We start from the raw sequence: 13,434 nt of genomic DNA on the forward strand, positions 1-13,434 counted from the left end.
ACCCAGGGCCCCGCGGCGATTGCGCAATCGGCCAGACGTGCGACACTCGGCAGCCAGGAGGTGGCGGCTCGTATGGATGTCGAGGGCGCGCAGATGTCGCGGCAGGGGGATGCGGACGACGCGTCCGTGGCCGTGGCAAGGCTTTCCACCCGCGCGCTCGATCGCGGAAACCGCGAGGCCGAAGTCCGCGAATATTACGGGCGGATCGGCATGGGCCTGGATCTCGAGCCGCGGACCGAAGCCGGGCTCGAGTTCGAAGCCGCCACGCTGATCCTGCCGAACCTCAGCGCGTCGTTCGGATCGGTTGCTCCCGTGACCTGGACCCGCCGCGCCGATCTGATGGCGGACGGCCGCGACGACATCTGCATCTCGTGGATCGCCGGCGGCTATCGGTTCGAGCGGCCGGGCAGCGGCGACGCTCGTACCGCGCCGGGAGCCGGCTGCATCATGCCGCTGGACCGGCGCTTCTCCGCGACGACCGAGGACGGATCGTGGACCGCCTGCATCCAGATCGCGCGGGATCTCCTGGTCGATCGAGTCCCGGGGCTGGACGACGTCGCTTTCGACCGCATCGACCGCAGCCGGCCGGAAGCGTGTCTGCTGTTCGACTATCTATGGTCGGTCACCCACTTGCCGATCGGCGACGCGAGGGCGGCGACCGTCTCCGCGCACCTCGTCGATCTGGTTGCATTGGCGCTGGGCTCCACCGGCGATGTCGCGCGCGGTGCGCAGGAAGGCGGCGTCCGTGCGGCGCGCTTGCTGTCGGTCAAGCTGTACATCGCCCGCAACCTGCATAGGTCGACCCTGTCGGCGCGTACCGCCGGCCAGGCGCTCGGCATCGGTGCGCGCTACGTCCGCAGCCTCTTCGCGGACGACGGGACGAGCTTCTCCGATTATGTGACGGAGCGCCGGCTGGTGGCGATCCGCAGCCGCATCGCCGATCCTTCGGAAGCGCTTCGGCCGATCGGCGATATCGCAGCGGAGCTCGGCTTCCCCGAACCGTCGACCTTCTATCGCCGGTTCAAGAGCCGCTTCGGCGTGACGCCTTCGGAAGTTCGCCGCGGCTGAAGCCGGCAGGCAAGGGCGCTGGGGTCTCGGCACCGCCGTTAAGGATGATTGTTGCGGCCGATCCTTGCCAAAGCGTTACGATCACAATAGGTTTCAACACGGATAGGATGCCAGGCAGCGCAGTCGGCTTGGGGGGATGTGAACATGGAAGCGATATCGTCGGTCGGGAGCACGGATTTCGGTCCTTCCCGCTATGCGCGTGTCGCGCAGATCGAGGCGGCGCAGCGTGTCGCCGAGATCACCGCCCTGCAGGAGCCGAAGCCACCCGAGGCGGTGTCGATCATCCGCGATCTCCACATGGCGCGCTATGCGCTGCTCGCCGTCGATCCCGGCCGCAACGACGTCATTTCGGCGGCCGTTGCTGCCTATAACCGCGCGACTCGGGTGCTGAACGTGGTCAGCCCGAGCGGAGCGATGCTGCCGCAGCTGCGCGGCTGATCAGGCGATCGCGGCTGGGCGCTCTCCGCGAACCGTCCGCAGCAATCCGAGCGCAACCAGAACGAGTGCGCTGCCGACCGAGAGGATGAGGCACGCCGTCCGCGCGGTGCCGGGCGCGTCGAACCACAGCAAGGCCGTGCTTGCGGTCGCCCAGGCAGAGGCAAGCGCAGGCGGCCAGCGGCCATAATCGCGCACCCGAAAGGGATGGATGAAGAGCAACGGCGCGAAGGTCGTGATCACCAGGAACAGGATCACGATGGTTCCGGCAATCGGGCCGGCGCCAAGCGCGTAGAGATAGAAAGCGACGACATTCCACAGTGCCGGGAAGCCGCGGAAATAATTGTCGTCGCTCTTCATGTCGCGGCGGGCGAACAGATAAAGCGACGACAATTGAATCGCTGCGGCAAGCCACGGCGCAAGCGCCTCGGGCATCAGCCCGGCACGCCACAGAAACAGCGTCGGCACGAACACGTAGGTCAGATAGTCGACGACCAGGTCCAGCGTGTCGCCGTCGACCCGGGCGGCCTTTTCCTTGACCCGCGCCCAGCGGGCGAAGCTGCCGTCGATCCCGTCGACCACGACCGCCACGAACAGCCAGAACAAAGCAAGCCGCCATTCACCGCGCTCGACAGCGAACAAAGCGAGCATCGCCAGGATCGCACCGCTGGCGGTGAAAGCGTGGACCAGCCAGGCGAAGAAGGCGGGCGGGCCGCCACCCGGCGGGCTGGTATCTGCCGGCGAGTCCATCTCACCCTTTCGTAAAACTGTTGCGGGTCCTCAACATTCCTGCGAACGCCAAGTCTCGCGGGGCGGTTCCGAAAAAGGCCGTTTCGGCGGCGAAACCGAAGCGGCGCTGCCGCGTTCTCGCGCCATGTTGATCCATCATGTGCGTAACCCGATCGCCGCCGCTCATGCTTGAGCCGGGGCGTAATTGCTGGCGCATCGAGCGTGCCGATCGCGCGGCTCTGGTCGTCGATGCCTGCGACTATTTCAAGCTCGCCCGGCAGGCGATGCTGCGGGCCAAATCGCAGATCATGCTGATCGGATGGGACTTCGACACGCGCATCTTCCTGGACGAGGAGGAGCGGGACGGCGCACCGGGCGAACTCGGTCCCTTTCTGTCGTGGATGGCCAAGCACCGCCCGGAGGTGAAGATCAACATCCTCCGGTGGAATCTGGGCGCAATCAAACTGCTCGGCCGCGGCACGACCATATTCCGGCTCGCCCAATGGGCGGCCAGCAAGCAGATCACCTTCAAGCTCGATGGTGCCCACCCGTTCGCGGCCAGCCACCATCAGAAGATCGTGGTGATCGACGATCGGCTCGCTTTCTGCGGCGGCATCGACATGACCGCCACGCGCTGGGACACGAGCGAGCACCGCACCGACGATCCGCGCCGCAAGCGCCCGACCACCGGCCGACTCTACGGCCCGTGGCATGACGCGACGATGGCGGTGGACGGCGCGGCGGCGCGCGCGCTCGGCGATCTGGCGCGAACGCGGTGGGAAATTGCCGGCGGAGGGAAGCTGCCGGTCCCCGACGTCGAAAGCGATCCCTGGCCTCCCGAGCTGGAGCCGCATTTCACCGGAGTCGATCTCGCCGTTGCCCGTACCCGGGGCAGCATCAAGGACGTCGAGCCGCTCCGCGAGATCGAGGCGTTGTTCCTCGACATGATCAAGCGCGCCCGCCGCTTCGTCTATGCCGAAAACCAGTTCTTCGCGTCACGCACGATCGCCGAGGCAATCGCCGAGCGTCTGAAGGAGCCCGACGGACCCGAATTCGTCTTCGTCACGCCGAACGTGGTCGAGGGGGTGATCGAGGAAGAGGTGATGAGCCCAGCGCGGGCGGAACTGATGCGCCGCCTCGCCGAGGTGGACGTCCACAAGCGGTTCCGGATCTACACGCCGGTGACGCAGGATGGCGAGGACATCTATGTCCATGCCAAGATCACCATTGTCGACGATGAGATGCTGCGGGTGGGATCGGCGAATATCAACAATCGGTCGATGGGCCTGGACAGCGAATGCGATCTCCTGCTCGACGCACAGGCGGGGAATGCGGGCGTCGAGGACAAGATCGGCTTCCTGCGGTGCCGCCTGCTTGCCGAGCATCTCGGCGCCTCCGGCGAGGAAGTGAAGCAGGTGTTCGCCGACAAGGGCCTGATCGGAACCATCGAGCAACTGCGGGGCAAGGGGCGTACGCTCGTGCCGTTCGTGCCCAAGGAGCCGAACGATCTCGAGAAAGCGCTTGTCGAAAAGGAGTTGCTCGATCCCGAGAGCGCCGGCGAGGACGACGACCCCGCACCGCGGCCGGGCCTTCTGCGCGGGATGCGGCGACGGTTCGGGCACCGGCGGAGATAGGCAGGGAAAGATCCTCCCCGCGACGGGGAGGGCAGTGGAGGGGGTCGCGAGGCTCCCTCAGCGTGTGCAAGTTGGACTGGGGACCATTCCGTTCACCGCAACGCGGGTCTCGAAACCCCCTCCACCGCCGCCTATCGGCGGCGGTTCCCCTCCCCGCGAGCGGGGAGGATCTTCATGCCGAGGATCTATCCGTTCAAGCGCAGATGTCGGGCTGGCCAGAGGCGACGGTCAGCGGAACCGCGGCGCCGGTCTGGCTGGCGGCGGTGACGTCGCGCAGGTTCCACTTCACCTTGAAGCTCTTGCCGGCGGCGAGCGCAGAGGCGGCAGGGGCCTTGACCATCTTGGGCTTCGGGCTGATCGCTGCGGTGGTCGCGCCGGCCTGGAAGCCGCCGCTGACGATGTCGCCGCCATTGCAGCTGACCCGAAGCAGACCCTTGTCCTTGGCGCCGTCGCTGTCCGTGTCGGCATCGGCCTGCACTTCGATCAGCCGCTCGTCGCCGTCGCTCGCGTAGGAACCGAGCGCGGTGAAGGCGACGGTCTTCATGACGGGGGCGGCGCCATCGCCGGCGCCGATCACCGGCGCCATGTCGTTCTGGGCGAAAGCGGCACCGGTGGACAGCAACGCGGCGGTCGAAATCAACATCTTAAGCAAGGCAGCTCTCCTGAAACTCCGCGCCTAAATGCCCTGAAGCGCGCGCCGGAGCAAGACGGGCTTCCCGAAACTCGTCGATCCGGGAAGCCCGCTTCACCTTATTGGGCGGCAGCCGGCGCTGGCGGGACGGCGCCCGCGGTCTTGCGCTCCCAATAATAAGGCGCCCGCTGACGGGTTCCCGTGACTTCCTCATTCATCGTCATCGCGTCATAGAGCCGGCCGTTCAGCATCACCTTGGAGATCTTCTCGGTGTTGCGGATATTCTGGGTCGGATCGGCATCGAGGATGACGAGGTCGGCAAGCTTGCCCGGCTCGAGCGAGCCGATGTCACGGAATCCGAGGGCCCGCGCCGGAGTCCGCGTCGCGGCGCGCAGCGCCTCGATCGGGGTCATGCCGCCGCGCACGAACGACCACATCTCCCAATGGGCGGCGAGGCCCTGCTGCTGGCCGTGGCCGCCGATCGACACCGGCACGCCGCGCTGCGAGATCTTCTCGGCGGTACGGGCGCTGACCTGATCGGCATAATCCTCAGCCGGTGCCTTGATCACCCGCACCATCTCCGGATTGAGGACGTGGGCGGGAACGTAGCGGGTGAGCAAGGGATGCTTCCACACCTCGCTCTCCTGGCTCCAATAAGGCTCGCCGCCAGGGCCGCCGTAGGTGACTCCCAGGGTCGGCGTGTAGCCGACCTTGGTCTGGCCGAAGAGGCTGAGAATGTCCTCGTACAGCTCCGCCTGCGGGATGTTGTGCTCCAGGGTGGTGTTGCCGTCCTGGATCAGGGTGACGTCCTGGCTGTAGAGCGAGGCGCCCTCGGCGACGACGGCGATATTCTCGCGCAGGGCGGCGGCGACGACCTGCTGGCGCTGGTCGCGGCGCGGCTGGTTGTAATTCTTGATGCTGTGCGCGCCCTGCGCCTTGAGGCGACGCACGTGCGCCAGCGCATCGTCGATATTGTCGATCACCGCGAAGCGGCCGGGCGCACGGGCGCCGTAGACGATCTCGCCCGTCGAGAAGGTGCGCGGCGCAACCAGGATTCCGGCCCGCTGCATCTCGCCGGCCGGAAAGATCTCGCTCGAGGTGGACGACGGGTCGTGGACGGTGGTGACCCCGAAGGCGAGGTGGGCCTGCGCATCCCAATTCTGCTGCGGCACCAAATCGTCCTCGCCCTGGGCGCCGTGGGCATGAGCGTCGATGAAGCCGGGCACGATCGTCTTGCCGGCGACATCGACCGTCTTCGTGCCGGCCGGGATGGTGACGGCGCCGCGGCGGCCGATCGCCTTGATGCGATTGTCCTCGATCAGCACGACCGCGTCCTCGATCACGCCGCCATCGTCGCTCGACATGGTGACGACCTTGGCCCCGGTGAGCGCGAGCACGCCCTGCGGCTTGTCGGCACGGACCGGCATCGCCAGCGAGACTCCGGTCTTGGGCGGCGTGTAGGCGGTGCCGGGCGTCAGCCGCAGCACGGAGGCGGTGTCGACCGAATAAAGCGTCGGCCCGAGGCTCCAGGCGAGGGTGGCGCCGTTTCGCGCCCAGTGAACATATTGGCCGCCGTCGCCGCTCGCCCGGGTGATCGGCAGCTGGCCGCCCTTGGCGCCCACATCGATCGTCTTGGCGCCGGCGAAGAACGGCATCACGAACGCGCCGTAATTCTCGCGGAAGGCGAGATAGTCGCCGGTCGGCGAGACTTCGTAGCCGACGATCATCTCGCCCTGGGCGTGGGTGCGGGAATCCTTGCCGTTCCAGTCGACACTGATCAGCTTGACCTTGTTGTCGGCCGACGTCTCCATGAAGATGCGGTCGCTTGCCGCGCCGAAATGCGGGTTGGAACCGCTGGTCGTCAGCCGCACCGCCTCGCCGCCCGCCGCCGCGACCCGGAACACGCCGGGATTCTCGGACCATGAATCCGACGTCAGATAGCCGCCGCCGCCGCGCTCGAACACGATCGTCTGCCCGTCGGGCGAGAAGCGCGGCCGGCGGTAATGGCCGGGCACGTTGGTGACCGTCTTCAGCCCCGATCCGTCGGCGGCGACCGTGCGGATTTCACCGAGCCGCTGGTCGTTCCAGCTGACGAAGACGATCGAACGGCCGTCGCGCGACCAGCTCGGGAAGAGCTGGAAATCGCTGTCGTCGGCGGTGAGCTTGCGCGGTGCGCCGCTGCCCGCCGAGTCCTTCAGATAGAGGCGGCCGAGGCTTTCGAACACCACCTGGCGCCCGTCCGGCGACAGGCTGGCGAAGCGCGGCATCTTGGTCGTGAACGTGTCGCTGTAGACGTCCACCGTCGGGCGCGGGGGATCGACCACCTCGCGGCTGTCGGTGACCTGGAACGGGATTTCGGCAACACCGCTGCCGTCGGCGTTGATCCGGCGGATCTTGCCGCCCGCCCAGAAGACGATCGAGCGGCTGTCGGGAGTCCAGTCCATGTTCGGGTAGACGCCGGTCACCGCCCAGGTCTCCTGCATGTCCTGATCGAGCGCGTCATGGATCTTGCGTTCCTCACCCGAGCGCAGATCCTTCAGGTACAATTTCGATTTGGCGCGCTCGCGGCGGACGAAGGCGAGGTAGCGGCCGTCGGGCGACGGGGTCGGGCGCACCGAGCCGCCGGGGCCGGACGCAACCGTGCTGCGCTCGCCGGTCTTGAGATCGTACTTTTCGATGTCGAACAATTGCTCGTTCGAATTCTGGGCATATTGGAAAATCGGCCCCGACGTGGTGTCCCGGCTGAAATAGACGGCGTCGCCGGTGGGCGTGAAGGTCGGCTCGCCCAGCTCCTTTTGATGCTGCGGATTGGGGCGCTCGACCAAGGCGACGCCGCCGCCGCCGGCGACATGGTAGAGCCAGATCTCGCCGGTGCCGAGCGAGCGGCCGGTGGTGAAATGCTTCCGCGCGGCGATATATTTGCCGTCGGCGCTCCACGACGGATTGTTGAGGAGGGTGAAGGTCTCCTTGGTGAGCTGGCGCTTGTTCGAACCGTCGAGGTTCATCAGCCAGATATTGTCGCCGCCGCCGCGATCGGAGGTGAAGGCGATCTGGGTGCCGTCGGGCGAGAAACGGGGCTGCACTTCATAGGGCATGCCGGACGCGATGCGGGTGGCACGGCCGCCGGCGATCGGGATGGTATAGATGTCGCCGAGCAGATCGAAGGCGATGGTGCGGCCGTCCGGGCTGACGTCGAGGTTCATCCAGGTGCCTTCGGAGACGTCAATCGGAATCGACCTGGTCTTCACCGGCGGTGCCGCGACGTCCCACTTCTTGGGATCTGTCTTGGCCTCGCTCTTGCCCTGCGCCAGGGCAGTCGAAGACAGAAGGAGGAGGGCGGCCGCGGCAATGCCTTTTTGCATGGAGACTCCGACAAGCAAATGGAGCGTGCGCACGGGTCCGTGCGCAGCATGGCGATTGGGTGCCCGATCGCAGGCGGCGCTTCAATAGGGCGAGGCGCGCTGCCGGGCAGGCGATGCAATCGCGCAACACCCGCCGCGCTCAAGCCTGCAGGCCTGCCCAGTCGAGTCCGAAGCGGTGGAGATATTTTCGCAGCCGGTCCGCATCGTTCGACGAGGCGCGGCGGGCGCGCGAAGCGCTGAACAGCGTCCGCCCCGCCTCCGACAGCGAGCGGCTGCGCCGGCAGATGCGGACCACTTCAGCAAGTTGGACGCGGTCGAACGGATCGATCGACTCCAGCGTCTCGCCGTCCAGCAAGGCCTCAAGCGTATCGGGGACGCGGGCGCCGCCGCCCCAGAAACGCTTGAGCCGTGCTTTCTCCGCCTCGACCGTGGCGACGTCGATCCGGCCGGCGGGCGCGAAGGTCGCCATCCGGGTGACGGTGGCGGCGAGATCGCGGAAATTGCCGCTCCACAGCGCGTCCGGTGCGGTCGCAAAGCTCAGAAAGGCGCGGCGTGCCTCCTTGTTGAAGCTGACTCGAACGCCCTCCCGCTCCGCAAAGCGATCGAGCTCATAATCGAGGTTCGGCTCGATATCCTCGATCCGCTCGCGCAGCGCCGGCAGCTCGAACGTCCAGAGGTTTAGACGGGCGAACAGATCGTCGCGGAACATGCCGCCCGCCACCGCGTCGCCGAGCTCGGCATTGGTGCCGGCGATCAGCTGGAATTCCGATGAGGCCTCCTTGTCGGAGCCGACCGGAAGGAATCTCTTCTCCTCGATCGCGCGCAGGATCATCGCCTGCTCGTCGAGGCCGAGCTCGCCGATCTCATCGAGGAACAGGATGCCCTTGTCGGCGGCGCGGAGCAGCCCCGGCCGGTCGGCCGCGGCGCCGGTGAACGCGCCCTTCTTGTGCCCGAACAGGGCGGACATCGCGCTGTCGCCCTTTAGGGTCGCGCAATTGACCTCGACGAACGCCCCCGTCACCTGGTGTTTCAGTCGCTTGAGCTCGAACACGCGTCTGGCGAGCTGCGACTTGCCGGCTCCGGTCGGGCCCATCAGCAGGATCGGCGCGCGCGAACGCACCGCCACCTGCTCAATCTCGTCGATCATTCGGTTGAAGGCGGGGTTCCGCGTGTCGATACCCGATTTGAGGAACGAGCTGCCCTCGGCAGCCGCGACTGCGAAGCGGGTGGCGATGCTGTCGTAGCGCGAGAGATCGAGATCGATCACGCTCCACAGGCCCACGCCATCGGGTGCCTGCCCCCGCGACGGGTTGGTCTGCAGCAGACGCCCCGGCAGATATCGCGCCTCGGTGAGCAGGAAGAGGCAGATCTGCGCCACGTGCGTGCCGGTGGTGATGTGGATCAGATAGTCTTCCGCGTCCGGATCGAACGGGTAAGCGCGGGCGAAATCGAGCAGCTTCCCGTAGACTTCCTCGAAATCCCAAGGGTTGGTGAAATCGAGCTGCCGGAGCCGGACCTCAGTTTCCGGCGAGACGCTGCCAATGTCGGACTGCACATAGCGCGCCAGACCTTCGTGCACCCCGCCATGGATCAGCTCCAGCCGGTCTACCCTGAGATCCTCGTGCATGCACAGGCCGACCGTCGGCCGCCACTTGTGCCAGCGCGAAGGGCCCATCTTGCTGGCATCGAGCGTGGATCCAACAAATCCGATCACAACCGTCGGTCTCATCTTTATACAATGAGATAAATCTTGATCTCTGTCGATAGGGATATTCCAACCCGGGAATGGGTGTGGTGAGCGTGAAGTTGATACGCACATGAATTTTCCAGGCGAATTCAATTGCTTGTTATTTTTCCGGCTCAAGCCGGCCCGACTTGGCACGGCCGCTGCACAGTCGTGTTCGTCGGACGAAGCCTCACGCGGACTTCGACAGCAGGTGGGGCGGCTGGAATGGGCCAGTCGCCCCGACGTCAGGGTGTAGCTCAGCAGGTAGAGCACCGGCCTTGGATGCCGGCGGATGATCGGGTCGCCGCGCCTCCCAGGCGCGGCTGGAGATTGCCGGGGGCAATCCCCACCCGATCATGGTTCGATCCCAGTTGCCCTGACCAACATTGGAGGGAAGACGCCATGGCCAACAAGGGCCTTTTTGCTTCCGCCATCGCCCGGCTCCTGCCGGCGGCGGACAGTGTCAATCGGGAGCAGGCGCCGGCTTATGCTTATGGGCCGGAGCACAAGCTTGCTCAGCTCGCCGCGACCGGCACCCTCCAGGACAATTTCTATGCGGGTGCGGAGGCGCAGCTTGCCGACGTGCTGGCAACCGCCCAGGCCGTCGACCCGATGTTCGTCGCCAAGGCGGCCGTCTACGCCCGCAGCCGCGGCGCGATGAAGGACATGCCGGCCTTGCTGGCCGCGTGGCTGACCGTCGTCGAGCCGGATCTGGCGGTGACCGTCTTCGGACGGGTGATCGACAATGGCCGCATGCTGCGCAATTTCGTGCAGATCATGCGCTCGGGCGCGGTCGGGCGGACGTCGCTCGGCACGCGTCCGAAGCGGCTGGTCCAGCAGTGGCTGGAGCGGGCGTCGATGCGAACCTTGATGCAGGCGGCGACCGGCAACGATCCGTCGCTGGCAGACGTCGTCCGCATGGTCCACCCGAAGCCGGCGGATGAAGGCCGCAGGGCCTTCTACGCCTGGCTGATCGGCAAGCCGTATGACGTCGATCAGCTGCCGGCGGAGATCGCCGCGTTCGAAGCGTGGAAGCGCAGCCCGGACGGGCCATTGCCGGACGTGCCGTTCGAATGGCTGACCGCCTTCGAGCTTGGCGCCGAGCAATGGGCGGAGCTTGCCGGCCGGATCGGCTGGCAGGGGCTGCGCATGAACCTCAACACGCTCGCGCGCAAAGGCGCGTTCGCGGTCGAGGGATGTGCGGAGCAGGTTGCCGCCCGTCTGTCCGATGCCGAGGCGATCGCCAAGGCGCGGGTGCTGCCCTACCAGTTGATGGTGGCGCTCGGCACGGTCGGCGAGGGCGTACCCCTGGTCGTCCAGGCCGCGCTGGAGCAGGCGCTGGAAGCATCGCTGTCGACCCTGCCGGCGCTGCCCGGCCGTGTCGCAATCTGCCCGGACGTGTCCGGATCGATGAGCGCGCCGGTCACCGGCTACCGCAAGGGCGCTTCGTCCAAGGTGCGGTGCATCGACGTCGCGGCGCTGGTCGCGGCAGCGGTGCTGCGCCGGAACCGGGAGGCGGTGTTGCTGCCGTTCGAGAATAAGGTCGTGCCGATGACGCTCGATCCGTTTGCCCGGGTGGCGGTCAACGCCGCCGCTCTGGCAGCGATCGGCGGGGGCGGAACCAATGTCTCGGCGCCGCTGGCGCTGCTCAACCGCCAGCAGGCGGAGGCGGATCTGGTGGTGATCGTGTCGGACAATGAAAGCTGGGTCGATGCCGGGCGTCATGGTGCGACGGCGACGATGCGGGAGTGGGAGGTGCTGAAGAAAAGGTGCCCGGGCGCGAAGCTCGTCTGCATCGATCTCCAGCCCTACGGCACCACGCAGGCACAAAGCCGCACAGACATACTCAATGTCGGAGGCTTCTCCGACGCGGTGTTCGAGACGCTTGCCCGCTTCGCCTCCGGCGGAGCGGAGAGCGACTGGGTCGCCGAGGTCAACGAAACGGAGGTTTGAACAAGGCCGTGGCGAATGCCGGCGGGACTACATCCACCGCCAAAGGTCCGACGAGTAAAGCGCCCGGGCAACCGGGAGATGCGAGTTCGAGTCTCGCCGAATGGGTCGTAGCTTAAGGACCGTGTCTCGCCATTTCTCGTCGCCACGGCCGACGAACAACACGCGGCGAATGCCGGAAGGACTACATCGTCTGATAAACGCCAGGTCGCGGGTTCGAGTCCCGCCGGATTCCTCGGGATCCGTAGCTCAGGGGTAGAGCGGGAGCGTCCTTCCAAAACTTCGTCGCCGCGAACCGTGGGAGCCGCAGGAGGCGGCGGGAATGCGGACGAGGATTACACCTGCGACGTGCACGATCCTCGTCCACTCTCGTTCCGTCGCTCGAATCGGCGCCGGCGAATGCTGATGGGAATACATCTGGTTGTGGGCTTCGGCCTGCGGTTCAACTCCGCGCTTCTCATCGATCCTCGTCGCCGGTTCTCACGGATGGAAATCAAGGCCCGTCATACTGGCGAAGCCCGGTATCTCAGGTCGGAAAGTCACTGCGCTCGTCAAATGCGCTTGCGCGAACTCTCCACGAGATACCGGCCTTCGCCGGTATGACGGGGGAGGGTAACAAAGATAAGGTAAGGGAGGGCCACATGGCCGAGCAGAATTTCGAAGTGATGGCGGTCGAAGGCGGCGCGCCGGTCAAGATGTGGACCAAGGGCGTGTCGGTCGATCCGAAGGCGCGCGACCAGCTGTCGCGGGCAGCGCAGATGCCGTTCATCTTCAAGCATGTCGCCGCCATGCCCGACGTCCATGTCGGCATCGGTGCCACGGTCGGGTCGGTGATTCCGACCAGAGGCGCGGTGATTCCGGCGGCGGTCGGCGTCGACATCGGCTGCGGCATGATGGCGGCGCGCACGTCGCTCCATGCCGCGGATCTGCCGGACAGCCTCGATGGCATCCGCAGCGCGATCGAGCAGGCGGTGCCGCACGGCCGCGCCGTCGGCCGCGGCAAGCGCGACAAGGGCAGCTGGGGCGATCCGCCGCCGGAGATCGCCGCCGCCTGGGCGACGCTCGCCGAACGGTTCAAGCGGATCGTCGAAAAATATCCGAAGCTCGAGAAGACGAACAATCTCGTCCATCTCGGCACGCTCGGCACCGGCAACCACTTCATCGAGCTGTGCCTCGACGAGGCCGACCAGGTGTGGGTGATGCTCCATTCGGGGTCGCGCGGCGTCGGCAACGCCATCGGCAGCTTCTTCATCGAGCTGGCGAAGGAGGACATGCGGCGCTGGTTCGTCAATCTGCCGGACGAGAATCTCGCTTACTTCCCGGAAGGGACCGAGCATTTCGACGATTATGTCGAGGCGGTCGGCTGGGCGCAGGATTTCGCGGCCTTGAACCGGCGGATGATGATGACCAACGTCGTCCGCGCGATCCGTACGATCATCGCCAAGCCGTTCGAGGCGGAGCTCGAGGCGATCAACTGCCATCACAATTATGTGCGGCGGGAAAATCACTTCGGCGAGAACGTGCTGGTCACCCGCAAGGGGGCGGTGCGCGCGGCCGAGGGCGTGATGGGGATCATCCCCGGATCGATGGGCGCCAAGAGCTTCATCGTCCGCGGCCGCGGCAACAAGCAGGCGTTCGACAGCTGCAGCCACGGCGCCGGACGGCTGATGTCGCGGACCGAGGCGAAGAAGCGCTTCACCCTCGACGATCATATCCTCGCGACCGAAGGCGTCGAATGCCGGAAGGACGAGGGCGTGATCGACGAAACCCCGGCAGCCTACAAGCCGATCGAGGCGGTGATGGCGGCGCAGGCCGATCTCGTCGAGATCGTCCACACCTTGAAGCAGGTGGTGTGCGTGAAGGGTTGAGGCCCTTCACGCCATCGCTGTTCCACGCGAC

At 66.3% G+C, this 13,434-nt stretch carries 9 protein-coding genes and 1 tRNA gene; 6 read left to right on the forward strand and 4 right to left on the reverse strand.

What is annotated here, in order from left to right; all coding sequences use genetic code 11:
• Positions 1-60: 60 nt before the first annotated feature.
• On the forward strand, positions 61-1,068 hold the full coding sequence (locus C7I55_RS08645) for an AraC family transcriptional regulator (protein ID WP_146150973.1): 1,008 nt from the start codon (positions 61-63) through the stop codon (positions 1,066-1,068).
• 144 nt (positions 1,069-1,212) lie between these two features.
• Positions 1,213-1,506, forward strand: coding sequence for a hypothetical protein (locus tag C7I55_RS08650; RefSeq protein ID WP_106512551.1), 294 nt, complete (start codon positions 1,213-1,215; stop codon positions 1,504-1,506).
• On the opposite strand, the gene C7I55_RS08655 is transcribed toward C7I55_RS08650, so the two are convergent.
• Positions 1,507-2,253 (reverse strand): CDP-alcohol phosphatidyltransferase family protein, encoded by a 747-nt coding sequence (locus C7I55_RS08655; protein ID WP_106512552.1) that lies wholly within the window; start codon positions 2,251-2,253, stop codon positions 1,507-1,509.
• A gap of 164 nt (positions 2,254-2,417) precedes the next feature.
• On the opposite strand from C7I55_RS08655, the gene C7I55_RS08660 reads away from it, so the two are divergent.
• On the forward strand, positions 2,418-3,866 hold the full coding sequence (locus C7I55_RS08660) for a phospholipase D-like domain-containing protein (protein ID WP_106512553.1): 1,449 nt from the start codon (positions 2,418-2,420) through the stop codon (positions 3,864-3,866).
• 193 nt (positions 3,867-4,059) lie between these two features.
• Here C7I55_RS08660 and C7I55_RS08665 read toward each other — a convergent pair whose 3' ends face one another.
• From C7I55_RS08665 to rtcR, 3 genes are all read right to left on the reverse strand, one after another.
• Entirely contained in the window at positions 4,060-4,518 is a 459-nt protein-coding gene (locus C7I55_RS08665) for a hypothetical protein (protein WP_146150974.1), read from the reverse strand.
• A gap of 98 nt (positions 4,519-4,616) precedes the next feature.
• A complete protein-coding gene (locus C7I55_RS08670) occupies positions 4,617-7,859 on the reverse strand; it encodes an amidohydrolase family protein (protein WP_106512555.1) in 3,243 nt (1,080 codons plus the stop codon).
• A gap of 139 nt (positions 7,860-7,998) precedes the next feature.
• Positions 7,999-9,573: an RNA repair transcriptional activator RtcR gene (gene rtcR / locus C7I55_RS08675; protein WP_269845201.1), complete on the reverse strand. Its 1,575-nt coding sequence runs from the start codon at positions 9,571-9,573 to the stop codon at positions 7,999-8,001.
• A gap of 258 nt (positions 9,574-9,831) precedes the next feature.
• Here rtcR and C7I55_RS28085 point away from each other — a divergent pair.
• The 3 genes from C7I55_RS28085 (at position 9,832) to C7I55_RS08690 (ending at position 13,403) form a co-directional block, all read left to right on the forward strand.
• Positions 9,832-9,968: transfer RNA gene (locus C7I55_RS28085), tRNA-Pro, on the forward strand.
• A 19-nt stretch (positions 9,969-9,987) separates the two neighbouring features.
• Positions 9,988-11,538 carry an RNA-binding protein gene (locus C7I55_RS08685; RefSeq protein ID WP_106512557.1) on the forward strand — a complete coding sequence of 517 codons (1,551 nt, stop codon included), beginning with the start codon at positions 9,988-9,990 and terminating at the stop codon, positions 11,536-11,538.
• 638 nt (positions 11,539-12,176) lie between these two features.
• Complete coding sequence (locus C7I55_RS08690) at positions 12,177-13,403, forward strand: RtcB family protein (protein WP_106512558.1); 1,227 nt, start codon at positions 12,177-12,179, stop codon at positions 13,401-13,403.
• Positions 13,404-13,434 lie beyond the last annotated feature (31 nt).

Source organism: Allosphingosinicella deserti (assembly GCF_003012735.1).
GTDB lineage: Bacteria > Pseudomonadota > Alphaproteobacteria > Sphingomonadales > Sphingomonadaceae > Allosphingosinicella > Allosphingosinicella deserti.

Coding starts and splice junctions, on each gene's coding strand:
- C7I55_RS08650 (WP_106512551.1), top strand. CDS start 1,213: ATGGAAGCGATATCGTCGGTCGGGAGCACGGATTTCGGTCCTTCCCGC.
- C7I55_RS08655 (WP_106512552.1), bottom strand. CDS start 2,253: ATGGACTCGCCGGCAGATACCAGCCCGCCGGGTGGCGGCCCGCCCGCC.
- C7I55_RS08660 (WP_106512553.1), top strand. CDS start 2,418: ATGCTTGAGCCGGGGCGTAATTGCTGGCGCATCGAGCGTGCCGATCGC.
- C7I55_RS08670 (WP_106512555.1), bottom strand. CDS start 7,859: ATGCAAAAAGGCATTGCCGCGGCCGCCCTCCTCCTTCTGTCTTCGACT.
- C7I55_RS08685 (WP_106512557.1), top strand. CDS start 9,988: ATGGCCAACAAGGGCCTTTTTGCTTCCGCCATCGCCCGGCTCCTGCCG.
- C7I55_RS08690 (WP_106512558.1), top strand. CDS start 12,177: ATGGCCGAGCAGAATTTCGAAGTGATGGCGGTCGAAGGCGGCGCGCCG.